This window comes from Lentzea sp. NBRC 102530 (assembly GCF_030269365.1).
Classification (GTDB): domain Bacteria; phylum Actinomycetota; class Actinomycetes; order Mycobacteriales; family Pseudonocardiaceae; genus Lentzea.
Genome location: NZ_BSTF01000007.1, coordinates 61,602 through 75,899 on the forward strand (window position 1 = coordinate 61,602; position 14,298 = coordinate 75,899).

Genomic DNA, 14,298 nt, shown 5'->3' on the forward strand with positions numbered 1-14,298 from the left:
TCATCCGCCGTGTTCGCCGGTGAGCAACTGGGTCGTGGCGAACTCGGCGTACAAGGGGTCGCTCACGACGAGTTCGTCATGCGTGCCGCTGGCCCGCACGGTGCCGTTGTCGAGCACCACGATCCGGTCCGCCCGCGTCACCGTCGACAGCCGGTGCGCCACCACCAGCACCGTCATCGTCTTCGCCGCGATGGTGACCACGTCCCTGATCGCCGTCTCGTTCAGGGCGTCCAGCTGCGAGGTGATCTCGTCGAGCAGCAGCACCCGCGGCCTGCTGATCAACGCGCGGGCGAGCGCGACCCGTTGCCGCTCACCGCCGGACAGGAAGGTGCCGCGGTGCCCGACCGGCGTGTCCAGCCCCGCGGGCAACCGGTCGACCAGCGAGTCCAGCCTCGTCTGCGCCACGACGTCGCGGACCTCCTCGTCCGTCGCGTCCGGCCGGCCGTAGACGAGGTTCTCGCGCAACGAACCGGACAGCAGTGGCGCGTCCTGCTCGACGTACCCGATGCCGGCGCGCAGCTCCGCCAGGTCCCAGTCCGCCAGATCGCGGCCGTCCAGGCGGATGTGCCCCGAGTCCGGTTCGTAGAACCGCTCGAGCAGTGCGAACAGGGTGGACTTGCCCGCGCCGGACGGACCGACGAAGGCCGTCATGCCCGACGCGGGGACGTCGACGCTCACGCCGCGCAGGACCTCCGGCAGGTCGGGGCCGTACCGGAAGCGCACGCCGGAGAGGCTGAGGTGTGCGGAACCCTGCCCGGCGGGCCTGACACCGACGGACGTGCCGGTGCCGGTGGGTTCGGTCCGCATCCGCTCGACCTCGCCGAGCCTGCGCACCGCGGCGAACCCGACCTGCAGCTTGCTGCCGGCGTGCAGGACCTGCCCGATCGGTTCCTCCAGGAAGAACAGGAACAACAGGAACGCCACCAGGGTGGACAGCGGGATCGCCCCGGTCGCGACGCGCGCGCCGCCGACGCCGAGCACGGCCAGGAACGACGCCTGCACCGCGAGACCGTTGAAGCCGTGCACCAACGCCTCCCAGCGCGCGGAACGGACACCGGCACGCCAGGCGTCCTCGGTTCCGCGTTCGATGGCGGCGAGTTCCCTGGTCTCGGCGCCGGCGGCCTTGACGGTGCGGAACGCGCCGAGCACCCGTTCCAGCCGTGCACCGGTCTCACCGACCGCGCTCTGAGCGGCGTGGGAGGCCTTCTCGATCATCGGCATGCCCGCGAGTGCCAGCAGCGCCACGACCGCGAGCACGGCCAGGGTGATGCCCAGCAGGACGAGGTCCATCGCGCCCATCATCACGACCATGACCGCCGTCGTCGCCGAGCCGGTGACCAGGCCGACGAGAGCGTGCGTGCACACCTCGCGCAGCAAAGTCGTGTCACCGGTGAACCGGGACAGCAGATCGCCCGGCTCGGCCCGCTGGAACTCCGGCACCCGCAACGAGAGCAGGCGACCGGCCAGCCGTTTCCTGGCGCCCAGCACGACCGACTCGGCGGCGCGCTCGAGCAGGTAGTTGCCGGCCATCGCGATCACGGCACCGGTCAGCGCGAGGCAGACCAGCAACACCAGCAGGCCGGTGATCCCGCCACCCGCCCCCAGGCGGTCCACCAGTTCCTTGGCCGCCAACGGCAGCGCGGCGGCGGCGAGACCGCTCAGCAGGACGAGCAACCCTCCACAGAGGATGGTGCGCCGCTGCGGTCTGGCGTACCCCAGCAGGGTTCGCAAGGTCGTGCGATCGATCGGGGTGCGCACGGGAAACAACTCCGTCTTGTCCGGTGGTGAACGCGAAGCGCGATCCGGGCAGGCGGAAGCGCCGCCGCGGACCGGCGTCTCGATCCTCGGCCCCACCACCGCTCGGCGGCACCCGTGGACCGGCTGGGTCCTCCAGCCGGGCGGCCGGGTGACGGCAGCCGGTCAGGGGATGCCGGGCGCCACCGCCGTGGAAATCGGCACCTGCGAGTCGGTGGGCACGGGCGCCGGGCCGACAGGCAGGCGAACGACATGACCCGCTGCGCGAGTGGGCTGTGGTCGATCAGGCCGAGCTGCCGATGATCGGCGACGGCGGTCGCCCGACCAGGCCGAGCCGCCAACGATCGGCGACGGCGGTCGCCCGACACCAGCCTTGACGGGTGCGGCTGCTGATCCGCTCAGCAGAACCGGCGGGATCGCAGAGCCGATCCCGTCCGTTCCCCGTCAGATCAGTCGGTCACTCGTCCTCCACCTCGGTCGACGCCTCCGAGGCGGCCTCTGCGGCGGCATCACCGCCGGCGCCACCGTCTCCGGTGTCACCGCCGGTCGTGACGCTGTGGTTGGCCGCGTCGCCGGAGGTTCCCGTCGACGTGGTGCCCGAGTGACCGGAGCCGGTGCCGGTCAGGCAGGTGGAGTAGACGCACATCACCCAGGCGTCGTTGTCGCCGGTGTCGCCGGAGTCACCGGAACCGCCGGTGTTCCCGGACACCGCGGTGTTGTAGCTGACGGCGTGGCCGCCCTGTGCGGAGGGCGCGCCGTTTCCGGCCGTGGCCGTCGCCGTCGTGCCGCTGTCGCTGTCGCTGTCGCTGTCGCTGTGAACGCTGTCGTCCGACTCGACCTCCGCGGAGCTTTCCGCTGTGGCATCGGCGTTTCCGCCGCTGCCGCCGTTGCCGGAGTCACCGCCGTGGGTGGTGCTGAGATTGGTCGCGTCACCCGAGTCACCCGTGGACGTGGTACCGGAATGACCGGATCCGGTGCCGGTGGTGCACGTGGCGTGCACGCACATCACCCAGGCGTCGTTGTCCCCGGTGTCGCCGGAGTCACCTGAGTGGCCGGTGTTTCCGGAAGTGGCGGTGTTCGTGCTGGCGGCGTTGCCGCCGTTGCCCGCGGCTGCGCCGTGCCCGGCCGTGGCGGTCGCCGCGGTCTCGGCGGCACTGGCCGCGTCCTCACCATCCACTTCGGACTCGACAGAGCTTTCCGCGGTGGCGTCGGCGTTTCCGCCGCTGCCGCCGTTGCCGGAGTCACCGCCGTGGGTGGTGCTGTGGTTGGTCGCGTCACCCGAGTCACCCGTGGACGTGGTACCGGAGTGACCGGATCCGGTGCCGGTGGTGCACGTGGCGTGGACGCACATGACGTGGGCGTCGTTGTCCCCGGTGTCGCCGGAATCGCCGGTGTGACCGGTGTTTCCGGAGGTCGCGGTGTTGGCGCTGACGGCGTTGCCGCCGTGCCCGGAGGGTGCGCCGTGCCCGGCCGCGGCGGACGCGGCAGTGAGATGTTCCAGCCACTCGGCCGAGAGCAGGTGTTCCACACCGCCGGTGCCGACCGGGTGGAACGCACCGGTGGCGGCGCCGGCCGACGGACCGCCGGCCAGGACCAGACCTCCGGCCGCCAGCACGGCCAGGAGTCCTGTTTTGACGTTCTTGCGCATGGTCTTCCCTTCATGCGAGGCGTCTTCCGGTGCGGCCGCGCGGGTTCTTCCACGGCCCGGAGCACGGTGGCGTCCGGTCCGCGGGCCTCGCCGCGTGCCGCCGCGCTGGTGTCCTCGTGCAGAAGTCCTCCCCTCCCAGCGGGACACCCTGACTGCGCCGTTTGGAGTAACCGCGTCGAACGGGAAGAAACTCTTCCGACGCCTGTCAGCTGATCGGGCGACAACCGGCGCTCCTGGCCGAGGGGGCCCGGAACGCCGTGAAGCGCCCGGCCAAGCCCAGCCGGGCGCTTCACGGTGTTGCTCGGCGGCCGGACGCTCTCCCGGACCGTCATCGCTTCAGATTCCCGACGACCCGGGAGAGCCAGCACGTCCAGCCGGTCACCACGCGCCGCGGACCCCGGCGCACCGGCCCCCGAAGTGATCAACCGGTGGGAGCCGGTGCGTCAGCGGGTCTCGCGTGGTGTGCCGCGGGTCAGCGGTCCGCGTCGGCCTCGATGTCGGGGTTGACGCACGGCCCGCCGTCGTTGTTGGAGAAGAGCGGCACCGCGATGACGTTCACGTCCACGTGGCAGACGTTGATGTCGCTCAGGAGCTCGGAGTTCTCCATGTTCACCAGGCCGACCTGGTGGTTGTGCTCGTAGTTCGACGCGAGGTCCATCATGTCGTCCATCGCGTCGCCCTGCGTCGCGAGCGCGGGGGTGCCCATCATCAGGAAACCCGCGCCGACGGCGGCCGCGGTCAAAGTCTTCTTCAGCATGACGATTCTCCTCACGAACCGGTCGTCTTGTTCTGCACGCGCGGTGAAGGGAGGAGTGGAGCCGACCTCGTCGGCTCCACTCCCCTTCACATCACTTGTCGTCGGGGTTGGCGCAGAGGCCGCTGTCGTTGTCCGACAGGACCGGCACCGCGATGACGTTCACGTCGACGAAGCAGGCGTTCAGATCGCTGGCGACCTCGGAGTCGTTCAGGTCCGCGACACCGACCTGGTCCGTGATGTCCAGCTCAGGGGCATCGGCCAGCGCGGTGGAACCGATACCGATGAGAGCGCCCGCGATAGCGACGGCCGCCCCTGCCTTCTTCAGCACAGAAATCGACATCGACCGGCTGTGCGAGGTCGTCGGCGAGCTCTGGCCGGAGAAGGACGACCGCTACCGCAGCACGCTGCAGATCGGCGGGTACTGCCGCAACGCCGGCACTTCGGACGACCCGCACACGCAGATGTCCTACGACAGCGTCCGGAGCCGCGGTGCGGACCTGCCGATCGAGGAGCGGCTTCGCCTGCAGCACGAGGAGGAGCACCAGCTGGTCCGGCAATGGCTGCCGCTCGCCCAGTTCCCCACGCAGAGCGAGGTCTACTACGGGTGCTTCCTGCTCCGCGCCGAAGACCTGGCCGCGCAGCGCTTCGATCAGATGCGCTCCTACACGATGTTCACCGAGTAGGCCGGGGGTCACGCGAAGTGCTTCCGGGTGGCCCTGCGGATGGAGGGCCACCCGGCTGCACTACCGCCTCGGGGTTCTCCGGCGCCACACCTCGTGTTCGGCCACGCGGAGGTCGTCGACCGGCCCGCTCTCCAGGTCGAACCGCATGGTGGTGCGGCGCTCGGCCGTCCGGGCCGGCCAGCCCGGATCTCCCTCGCGGGCGAATCGGACCCAGCTGTCGTGGACCAGCGCTGCCAGGGACGCGGGAGGCTCGCCCTCACCGAGCATCCTGTTCGGACCGCGCAGTGCGGGAAGGGCCGTCCGCCCGAAGACGAACGGGAGTTCGACGGTGTGCGTGGCTCCCAGTTCACCGTCCAACGCAGGCGAACGCCAGGCGAACTCGTAGACGAAGGTGGCCGCGCCCGAGTGCCTGGTTCGGGCCTCGAGGAGCGCCTGGGTTCCCGCGCCGAACAGGGCGTCGCCCAGGATGGCCGCACGGATTTCCGGGTCGCCGGCCGCCGGCCGCTGCTCGCGGTAGGTCCGCACCAGCCGTGCCGGGTCGGGATGTGCCCTGGCGGCCACGTCGTCGACGTCCGCGCCGGTCGAGCCGGCGTACCTGCCGACCGGGACCAGGTACAGGTTGCCCTCTTCGGCGTTCGTGCCGATGAGCAGGTCCACGGCGGCCACGGCGGAGTCCGCGGGTTGCACGTCGAGAACCAGGCTGAAGGGGCTGAGCCCCATCAGGGGGTCCGTGCGGGTGGCGGTGCGCAGGTCGATCCCGGCGAGCTGGGACGCCGTCTCGACGAGGCGGTCATCGGGGATCTCCGAGAACGCGCGGGCCGTCGGCTCGATGCCGAGGACCTGGGCCGCGGCTCGGGTGACGCGGGACGCCTGTTCGGTGGAGAAGGCGCCCAGGCCGTTTCCACTTTGGACACCCGCGCGCCGGAAGAGGCCCTCGGCTTCGGGCGTGGCGAGGATCCCGCCGACGATCGTCGCCCCGGCGGACTGGCCGAACACCGTGACGTCGTCCGGGTCGCCGCCGAAACGGGCGATGTTCGCCCGCACCCAGCGCAGTGCCGCGACGACGTCCAGCAGGCCGCGGTTGGCCGGCGCTCCGGGCACGTCGAGGAATCCCGGGATGCCGAGGCGGTAGTTCACCGTGACGAAGACGACGCCGTCACGGGCGAACGCCGACCCGTCGTACAACTCGGTGCGGCCGGAGCCCGCGACGAAGCCACCGCCGTGCACGAACACCATGACGGGCAAGGCATCGGCGTGGGGGTCGGGCGTCCAGATGTTGACGGTGAGGTAGTCCTCGCCGCGGTGCCACCCGTCGCCGAAGTAGGCGCGCAGGTCCATGGTGCCCAGCACCCGTGGCGCCTGTGGTGCGGTGGGACCGAAGCCGGTGGCGTCGCGCACGCCCCGCCACGACGCGTGCTCCGCGGGCGCCTCGAACCGGGCGGGACCGACGGGCGCTGCCGCGTAAGGGATGTCGCGGAAGGTGCTGACCCCGTTCCGGCGCAGGCCCAGCACGGTCCCCTGTTCGGTGTCGACCTCCACTCGGCTCACCTCTTCCCGTGTCCCGCGAAAGGGGCCCACTCCTCGATGACGAACCCGCCCGCGTCGTGACCGACCTCCACGGCACCTCCGCCGGGGAAGTGCGCCGGGAACACGAGGGTCCTGGTGTCCGCGGCCTCGCCGAGGATCCTGCGGCGGGTGGCGCGGGCGGCGGCGGGGTCCTCGCAGAAGCAGCTGTTGGTGTCCGGTTCGAGCACTTGGACCGGGCTGTGCAGCAGGTCCCCCGCGAACACGGCACGGTCGGTGCCGGACGCGAGGGTCAGGACACTCGATCCCGGCGTGTGGCCGGGAGCCGGTTCGAGACGCAGGTTGGCGTCGATCTGGTGGCCGTGCTCCCACAGCAGGGCGAGACCAGCCCGGTGAACGGGGGCGACGCTGTCTTCGAAGACGTTCTGGTTGCCGCGGCCGAGCACCGTCGGGTTGTTGCCGGCGGGGTTCCAGAAGTCGAAGTCGTCCTTCGGCATCAGGTAGGTGGCGTTGGGGAACGTCGGGACCCAGGTGCGGTCCTGCAGGCGGGTGTTCCAGCCGACGTGGTCGATGTGCAGGTGCGTGTTGATGACGACGTCCACGTCTTCCGGGCGGACACCCGCGCGGGCGAGGTTGCCGAGGAAGTCCGTGTCGAGGTGACCCCACACCGGGGCGTAGGGGCGCTCCTTGTGGTTGCCCACGCCGGTGTCGACGAGGATGGTCCTGCCCTCGCTGCGCAGCAACCAGGTCTGGATCGCGGAGTGCACGGCGTCGGTGGCGGGGTCGTGGAATTCGGGAGCCAGCCACCGTTCCTCGGACTTCCACACGTGCGGCGAGGTGCCGGGGAAGAACTCCGCGGGCGTCATCTCCACCGAGCCGTAGTACTCCCACACCCGGGTCACGGAGACGCTACCCAGTTCGATCGTGTCCATCGCCGCCCTCACTGACCGTTGTTCGAGCTGTGCAGCCACTTCGCCAGGGCGATGAGCGTGGTCTCCACGCTCGCGACCATCTCGTCGCGAAGTCCCACCACTTCGCCGTGAGTGGCCCCGAGCAGCGGGTCCATGCGCAACAGCTGCCACTCCTGGGTCACGACCGATCCGGCACCGTCCGCGTGGAAGGTCCAGCGCCAGCGCACGATGCCCTCGTCCAGCCCGCCCACGACGAACGCGAACTCGGCGCCGGGACGTGCGGTGAGCACCTGGGACCGGCTGACCCACGCGCGCTCACCGCGCTTGTTGTGGCCGCTGAACCACGCACCGGGTCGCGGTCCGGCGCCGTCGTCGTAGGAGACCTCGGACGCGGTCGGACTCCAGAGGCCGATCCGGGAGACGTCGCTGACGATCTCGTAGAGGCGTGCGGGTGGCACGGGAACCCAGGTGCTGCGCCGGAAGCCGAACGGCGCCGGGTCGAGCTCCATCACCGGCCTGTCCTCGAAGGTCGTTGTCATGCAACGACCTTCGCCCGGCGGCGGCACACCGAACCAGACCGGGCGTTGCCTACCACTGGCGTTGTAAGGCTCGCCGCTCGCGTTTCACACATACTGGGATCCATGAGCGCACAGGGACAGCTCGCCGAGTACCTCCAGGCGTGCCGGGCGCGACTGCGGCCCGAGCAGGTCGGCCTGGCGACCTACGGTGAACGGCGCCGGGTGCCCGGCCTGCGGCGGGAGGAGGTCGCGAGCCTCGCGGGCGTCAGCGCCTCTTACTACGTCCGGCTCGAGCAGGGCCAGGCGCTGCACGCGTCCCAGGAGGTCGTGGACGCCCTCGCCCGCGCCCTCCAGCTCGACGCCGGCGAACACGCGCACCTGTGGGAACTGGCCCGACCGCGCAAGCGCACCGCGGCACCGAAGCAGCCGGTCGAGCGCGTCTCCCCCGACACCGCCGAACTCATCGGCACGTTCGAGCACGTGCCCGCCATCCTGCTGGGCAGGCGTGGCGACGTGCTGGCGTGGAACGCGCTGGGCCACGCCCTGTTCGCCGGGCACCTCGACCCACTGAGCCCCGGTCGTCCCGCCGACCGCCCCAACATGACCAGGCTGGTCTTCCTCGACGCCCACACGCGCGAGCTCTACCCGAACTGGACGGTCAAGGCCCACGCGGTCGTCAGCAACCTCCGCGCCGTCGCCGGGAAGTACCCGGACGACCAGGAGCTGAGCGCGCTCGTCGGCGAGCTGGCGACCAGGAGCCCCGAGTTCGCGAGGATGTGGGCGAACCACCACGTGCGGCCCTGCGACAGCACCACCCACCGGATGCACCACCCCGTCGCGGGACCTCTCGTGGTGAACCAGCAGACGCTGCGCATCCCGCAGGCGCCCGACCAGACGCTCACGGTCGTCACGACACCACCGGGCTCGGACGACCAGGCCGCGATCGCCCTGCTCGCCCAGGTTGTGTCCGTGAAGGAGCATCCGCGCGCACAGCGCTCGCGAGCCAAGACGTCCGGCTAACGCACCAGAGCCGCCGCGAAGCGCGCCGCCACCGCCGCGACCGCGGCGCGCAGCTCGGCCCCGCCCTCGACCCGGAAGTCGAAGGGCACGGCCGCCAGCCATTCCTGCGCGTACATCGCCGGATTGCTGGTGCTGCCGAGGAGCACGCACCCGTCCGCCGACGGGTGCAGCCGTCCCATCGGTGCCGGGATCCAGGGTGCCACCTCGGCCGGCGGGGCGTCGAAGACGACGTGGGTGGGGAACTTCCAGCCGGTGCCGAGCTTCTCCTCCAGCATCGCCACCGGGTCGAGGTCCTCCGGTGGTGCGAACGCGTGCGCGGTCTGACTGACCGCGCGGACCCGGTCGACCCGATACGTGCGGATCGCGTCCGCCCTGTGGCAGTGGCACAAGAGGTACCAGCGGCCGTGCCGGACCACGACCGCCCACGGGTCCACTTCGGACTTCCAGGTGTTGCCGGCCTCGCCGCGGTACGCGATCCGCACCCGGTGCCTGGTCGCCACGGCGGTCACCAGGGCGCTGGTGATCGCGGGTTCCGGGCCGGCCGAGTTGCGGTCAGGGGCGGCTTTCGCGTGCTCGCGCAGCACGGCCGCCTGCCTGCCGACGTCCTCCGGCAACGCCTCGATCACCTTGCCCAGCGCCGCACCGACCGGGTGGCCGGCCTCGGTGGCGGACGGCTGGCCGTCGAGCACGGCCATGACCAGTCCCAGTGCTTCGGCCTGGGTGAACACGACGGGCGGCAGCCGGGTTCCGCGGTGCAGCCGGTACCCGCCGTAGGGGCCCCGGCTCGACTCCACCCGGATGCCCGCCTCGCGCAGGATCCCGACGTAGCGGCGGGCGGCTCGTTCCGTGACGCCCAGACGCCCGGCGAGCTGGTCGGCCGTCGTGCCGGGGTGCGTCCGGAGGATCTCCAGGGTGCGCAGTGCTCTGGCGGTGGGGCTGATGTCGCTCGGCACCACGGCAGGCTAGGAGATCGGCCGGCATACCGGAAGCCGATCGTCCGGAATTGCCTCTAGCGTGGCGGTGCACCGCGGCCACCCGGCCGCGCGAACAGGGAGAACAGTTCATGGACATCGTGCTCATCGCCGGCCTGTGGCTCGACGGATCCGCCTGGGACGACGTCGCGTCCGCACTCCGGTCGCTCGGTCACCGCCCCGTGCCGCTGACGCTGCCCGGCCAGGGCGACGGAGCCGCGTCCGCCACTCTCGACGACCAGGTGGCGACCGTGCTCGAGGCCGTGGACGCCGTGCCCGGCAAGGCCGTGGTGGTCGGGCACTCGGCCGCCTGCAGCCTCGCCTGGATGGCCGCGGACGCGCGGCCCGCGAAGGTCTCCGCGGTCGTCCTCGTCGGCGGCTTCCCCGCGGCCGACGGGAGTTCCTACGCCGACTTCTTCGACCTGGACGGCGACGTCATGCCCTTCCCCGGCTGGGCGCCGTTCGAGGGGCCGGACTCCGCCGACCTCGACGACGAGGCCAGGAACGCGTTCGCCGCCGCCGCGATCCCCGTCCCCGCCGAGGTGGCCACGGGCGTCGTGCGGCTGACCGACGAGCGGCGTTTCACAGTGCCGGTCGTGGTCGTCTGTCCCGAGTTCACCCCCGCCCAGGCGAAGGAGTGGATCGACGCGGGCGACGTGCCGGAACTGGCCAGGGCCGAGCGCCTCGACTTCGCCGACATCGAATCCGGCCACTGGCCCATGCACACCAAGCCCGCCGAACTCGCCCGGCTCATCGCGGCGACCGGGGAGGCCTGATCGGCAACCCTTCGGAGAAGCGGACGTTCCCTGTCACCTACTGGTGCGAGTCTGGTGTCCGAACAAGCCGAAGGGGATCGTCATGAGCATCGAGACCACCGTCCACCTGAACTTCCGGGACAACGCGCGGGAGGCGCTGGAGTTCTACCGGTCCGTCTTCGGCGGGCAGGTGGTCGCGTTCACCTACGCCCAGGCCCAGGACGTGGAGCACCCGGCTGACGCCGACCGCGTCTCGTGGGGCGAGGTCCGCACCGAGGCGGGGTTCCACGTCATGGCGTACGACGTGCGCGAGAACCAGACCTACGACGCGGGCGATCGGCCGTTCTTCGTCTCGGTGCGCGGCACCGACACCGAGGAGCTCACCGGCTACTGGAAGGGCCTGTCCGAGGGCGCCACGATCCTGGCCGAGCTCGGCCCGGCAGGGTGGGCGCCGCTGTACGGGATGCTCCAGGACCGGTTCGGGGTCACCTGGACCCTCGACCTCGCCGCCTGACCGATCCCTTCTGACGAAAGGCTTTCCCGTGCGCATGCGCACCCTGGGCCGCACCGGCATCCAGGTCAGCCCGTTCTGCCTGGGCACCATGAAGTTCGGCCCCTACGGCAACCCCGACACCGACGACTGCGTCCGGATCATCCACCGGGCACTCGACGCGGGCATCAACTTCGTCGACACCGCCGACGTCTACGGCGGTGACGGCGAGACCGAACGGATCGTCGGCAAGGCGTTGCGCGGCCGCCGCGACGACGTGGTCCTGGCCACGAAGTTCAACGGCCCCATGGGAACCGACCCCAACCGGCAGGGCAACTCCCGCCGGTGGATCACGACCGCCGTCGAGGACTCCCTGCGCCGCCTCGGCGTCGACCACCTCGACCTCTACCAGGTCCACCACGCCGACCACCGCACCGATGCGGAGGAGACCCTGTCCGCCCTGACCGACCTGCTGCGGTCCGGCAAGGTGCGGGCGATCGGCACCTCGGGCCTGTCCGCCGCCCAGGTCGTCGAGTCGCAGTGGTTGGCGGAACGTCGTGGGCTGGCGCGGTTCCGGACCGAGCAACCGCACTACTCGATCCTCAACCGCGGTGTCGAACGCGACGTGCTGCCCACCTGCGAGCAGTACGGGCTGGGCGTGCTGACCTGGAGCCCGCTGGCCGCCGGCCTGCTCACCGGCCGCTTCCGGCCCGGCGGTGAACCGATCTCGGCCGGCAGCCTGCACTGGCTGCCCCGGCACATGACCGACGAACGCAAACACGCCGCGGTCGAGCGACTCCTGCCGATCGCCGAGGAGGCCGGCCTGTCGCTGACCCACCTCGCGCTCGCGTTCGTGGTGAGCCACCCCGGCGTCACCTCGGCGATCATCGGACCACGCACCGCCGCCCACCTCGACGACCTGCTCGCCGGCGCCGGCACCACGCTCAGCGACGAGGTCCTGAACCGCATCGACGAGGTCGTACCGCCCGGCACCGACCTGGGCGCGGTCGACGTCGCCCCCGCACCGGAAGCGCTCACCCGTCCCGGACTGCGTCGGCGTGCGGTGGACGACCGCGCCGCCGCGTGACTCGCGTCCTGTCCTTCGTGGAGGCTTGCCGGCCGCACGCGTTTCGGGGTCCGGCGGTCGGAGAAGGCGCGCGACAGGCGTCGCCGTCAGCGAGCCGGAGCGCTTGCCCGCCAAGCCTTCTCGCTCCGCACCGACCGGCGAACTGGGGCGCGGACTCCGTGGTCTTCGCCCCCGGGGCGTTCGTCGGCAGGTCGCACCCCATCACCCGGCCACCGGCGACGCCGGCCGAGCGCGAGCCCGCGATCGCCGCGGTGCGGGTAAAAGCGCTCGGGTAGCCGGTCCACCGGGACCGACGAGTAGGGCCTAGGTCGCCGGCCAGGCCATCGTCGACAGCAACGCCAGTTCAGCCTGGCGGGAGTCGAGACGGCTGTGCTGCACGACGACCGGGACGTCGCTGTGCAGCACGGTGGCGAAGTCGGTGTCCCGCGGGACCGGCTCCGGGTCGCTGAGGTCGTTGAACCGCTGGTGCCGCGTGCGGCGCGCGGGCACCGTCAGGCGGTACGGCCCCACCGGTTCCCTGTCGGTGAAGTAGACGGTGATCTCCACGTGCGCGTCCGTGTCGGAGGTGTTGAGGATGCACGCGGTCTCGTGGCTCCGCAGGGCCGGGCTGTCGCCGTGGCCACCGCCGGGGATGTGTCCCTCCGCGATCACCCAGGTGCGCTGTCCCAGAGCGTTCTGCACGGTCACCCCCGGTCAGCCGATGGTGGCGAGCAGGTCGCGGCAGGCGGTTTCGCACGCCCGGCAGGCTTCGGCGCAGATGCGGCAGTGCTCGTGCATCGTCGCGTGGCCTTCGCACTCGTCGCCGCAGGCCTTGCACGCCACCGCGCACGCCTCCAGCAACGCCCGGCTGACGTTGGCGTCGTAGCCGGTGAGGCGGGACAGCACCCGTGCGGTGGCACCGCAGATGTCCGCGCAGTCCAGGTCGGTGCGGATGCACTTCGTCAGTTCCGCCACCGAACTCTCGCCCAGGCAGGCGTCGGCGCACGCGGTGCACGCCTCGGCGCACGCGATCAGCGCGTCGATCGCCGCCGCCAGGCTGCCCCGGTCGAGGTTGATCTCCGCGGGGTGGCTCTCCAGCATCGGCATGGTCGTCTTGGTCACGTCAGCCCTCCTCGGGATGGGTCCGGTTCCGTGACGACTACCCCCTCACCTGCCGGCGAACCACGAACGCCCACTCGAACCGGGCAGAGCCGCCGCCCCCTGGTGGTGCAGGCTCCACCTCCGATGGTCGAGGAGCCTCGACGCCGACGGGCGGGGTGACCGGATGGTTCCGTCCACAGTGAACGGAAAGGATTGGTCTCGCTCGTTGTTCCCGTTGTGAAGGAAGAACATGTCGAGACTGAAGTCCGTGCGCCGCGACGTGGTCCGGGTGGCCGGTGTGCTGCTGGCGGGGGCGTTCGCCGTCACGGCGACGGCCGGTACCGCCGGAGCCATCATCAACGGCGAGGACTCCACCGAGCGCTACCAGTTCATGAGCTCGATCCCGTTGACCGTGCCGAGCGCGGGCAACGCCAAGGGTGTCTGCGGGGCGTCGCTGGTCCACCCGCGGTGGGTGCTGACGGCGGCGCACTGCGTCGGCCAGGGCGAGGGAGGGGCGGTGCTGGACGGGACCGTGCGCATCGGCAGCGACCACCGCAGTGCCGGCGGCACCGTGCGGTCCATCGACCTCGTCGTCCGCCACCCCGGCTACGAAGTGCCGCCGGGCACGCAACCCAACCGCGACGACATCGCCCTGGTGCGCCTCGACCGCCCGGTCACGCAGCAGCCGATCCGCATCGCCGCCCGCGCCGGCGCTCCCGGCACCCCGACCCGGCTGCTGGGATTCGGCACCACGGTCGAGGGGTCCGGCCCGCAGGAGTGGGAGTTCGCCGAACGGCTGCAGCAGCTCGACACCCGGCGCGGCGCCGAGTCCGAGTGCGCGCCCGGCTTCGCGAACCGGACCCGCCTTTGCACGGTGAGCCCGAAGGCCGGCGCCATGGCGTGTTCCGGCGACTCCGGCGGCCCCCAGCTGCAACGCGGGAAGTGGGGGCGGTGGGAACTGATCGGCGTCACCTCCGGCCCCGGCGACGAGGACGTGCCCTGCGCGAACGGCCCGGGCCTGTACACCAACGCCACCGCCTACACCGGCTGGATCCAGCAGACCGTCAACACCCACCGCTGACCCTCGCCGAAGCACCTG

Annotated in this window: 16 protein-coding genes; 6 read left to right on the plus strand and 10 right to left on the minus strand. The window is 71.5% G+C overall.

What is annotated here, in order from left to right; translation table 11 throughout:
* The 4 genes from QSK25_RS19995 to QSK25_RS20010 form a co-directional block, all read right to left on the minus strand.
* A complete protein-coding gene (locus tag QSK25_RS19995; protein ID WP_285640219.1) occupies positions 1–1,758 on the minus strand; it encodes an ABC transporter ATP-binding protein in 1,758 nt (585 codons plus the stop codon).
* A 454-nt stretch (positions 1,759–2,212) separates the two neighbouring features.
* Positions 2,213–3,403 carry a hypothetical protein gene (locus tag QSK25_RS20000; RefSeq protein WP_285640220.1) on the minus strand — a complete coding sequence of 397 codons (1,191 nt, stop codon included), beginning with the start codon at positions 3,401–3,403 and terminating at the stop codon, positions 2,213–2,215.
* Between the two features lie 472 nt (positions 3,404–3,875).
* The gene (locus QSK25_RS20005) at positions 3,876–4,160 is read right to left on the minus strand and encodes a hypothetical protein (RefSeq protein ID WP_285640221.1); all 285 of its coding nucleotides are present in this window, start codon (positions 4,158–4,160) and stop codon (positions 3,876–3,878) included.
* A gap of 91 nt (positions 4,161–4,251) precedes the next feature.
* Entirely contained in the window at positions 4,252–4,488 is a 237-nt protein-coding gene (locus QSK25_RS20010) for a hypothetical protein (RefSeq protein WP_285640222.1), read from the minus strand.
* On the opposite strand from QSK25_RS20010, the gene QSK25_RS20015 reads away from it, so the two are divergent.
* Complete coding sequence (locus tag QSK25_RS20015) at positions 4,442–4,843, plus strand: hypothetical protein (RefSeq protein ID WP_285640224.1); 402 nt, start codon at positions 4,442–4,444, stop codon at positions 4,841–4,843. The two genes, QSK25_RS20010 and QSK25_RS20015, sit on opposite strands and share 47 nt — an antisense overlap.
* A gap of 60 nt (positions 4,844–4,903) precedes the next feature.
* On the opposite strand, the gene QSK25_RS20020 is transcribed toward QSK25_RS20015, so the two are convergent.
* The 3 genes from QSK25_RS20020 to QSK25_RS20030 are packed head-to-tail and all read right to left on the minus strand — an operon-like array spanning position 4,904 to position 7,817.
* On the minus strand, positions 4,904–6,382 hold the full coding sequence (locus tag QSK25_RS20020; RefSeq protein ID WP_285640225.1) for a carboxylesterase/lipase family protein: 1,479 nt from the start codon (positions 6,380–6,382) through the stop codon (positions 4,904–4,906).
* 5 nt (positions 6,383–6,387) lie between these two features.
* On the minus strand, positions 6,388–7,299 hold the full coding sequence (locus QSK25_RS20025; RefSeq protein WP_285640227.1) for an MBL fold metallo-hydrolase: 912 nt from the start codon (positions 7,297–7,299) through the stop codon (positions 6,388–6,390).
* Between the two features lie 8 nt (positions 7,300–7,307).
* Positions 7,308–7,817 carry an SRPBCC family protein gene (locus tag QSK25_RS20030; protein ID WP_285640229.1) on the minus strand — a complete coding sequence of 170 codons (510 nt, stop codon included), beginning with the start codon at positions 7,815–7,817 and terminating at the stop codon, positions 7,308–7,310.
* 102 nt (positions 7,818–7,919) lie between these two features.
* Here QSK25_RS20030 and QSK25_RS20035 point away from each other — a divergent pair, with 102 nt between their 5' ends.
* Entirely contained in the window at positions 7,920–8,816 is an 897-nt protein-coding gene (locus QSK25_RS20035) for a helix-turn-helix transcriptional regulator (RefSeq protein ID WP_285640230.1), read from the plus strand.
* Here the strand turns inward: QSK25_RS20035 and QSK25_RS20040 are convergent.
* On the minus strand, positions 8,813–9,769 hold the full coding sequence (locus QSK25_RS20040; RefSeq protein ID WP_285640231.1) for a helix-turn-helix transcriptional regulator: 957 nt from the start codon (positions 9,767–9,769) through the stop codon (positions 8,813–8,815). The genes QSK25_RS20035 and QSK25_RS20040 overlap by 4 nt on opposite strands.
* 110 nt (positions 9,770–9,879) lie before the next feature.
* Between QSK25_RS20040 and QSK25_RS20045 the strand changes: the two genes are divergently transcribed.
* The 3 genes from QSK25_RS20045 to QSK25_RS20055 all read left to right on the plus strand — a co-directional run bounded on the left by QSK25_RS20045 (position 9,880) and on the right by QSK25_RS20055 (position 12,119).
* On the plus strand, positions 9,880–10,563 hold the full coding sequence (locus QSK25_RS20045; protein ID WP_285640236.1) for an alpha/beta fold hydrolase: 684 nt from the start codon (positions 9,880–9,882) through the stop codon (positions 10,561–10,563).
* 82 nt (positions 10,564–10,645) lie between these two features.
* Positions 10,646–11,056, plus strand: a complete 411-nt coding sequence (locus QSK25_RS20050) for a VOC family protein (protein WP_285640238.1) — start codon at positions 10,646–10,648, stop codon at positions 11,054–11,056.
* 28 nt (positions 11,057–11,084) lie between these two features.
* A complete protein-coding gene (locus tag QSK25_RS20055; protein WP_285640241.1) occupies positions 11,085–12,119 on the plus strand; it encodes an aldo/keto reductase in 1,035 nt (344 codons plus the stop codon).
* 303 nt (positions 12,120–12,422) lie between these two features.
* Here QSK25_RS20055 and QSK25_RS20060 read toward each other — a convergent pair whose 3' ends face one another.
* Both QSK25_RS20060 and QSK25_RS20065 read right to left on the minus strand, forming a co-directional pair.
* A complete protein-coding gene (locus QSK25_RS20060) occupies positions 12,423–12,806 on the minus strand; it encodes a sensory rhodopsin transducer (RefSeq protein WP_285640243.1) in 384 nt (127 codons plus the stop codon).
* Positions 12,807–12,812: 6 nt separating this feature from the next.
* Positions 12,813–13,220 carry a four-helix bundle copper-binding protein gene (locus QSK25_RS20065; RefSeq protein ID WP_352236122.1) on the minus strand — a complete coding sequence of 136 codons (408 nt, stop codon included), beginning with the start codon at positions 13,218–13,220 and terminating at the stop codon, positions 12,813–12,815.
* A gap of 229 nt (positions 13,221–13,449) precedes the next feature.
* Here QSK25_RS20065 and QSK25_RS20070 point away from each other — a divergent pair, with 229 nt between their 5' ends.
* On the plus strand, positions 13,450–14,280 hold the full coding sequence (locus QSK25_RS20070) for a S1 family peptidase (protein ID WP_285640244.1): 831 nt from the start codon (positions 13,450–13,452) through the stop codon (positions 14,278–14,280).
* The last annotated feature ends 18 nt before the right edge of the window (positions 14,281–14,298 follow it).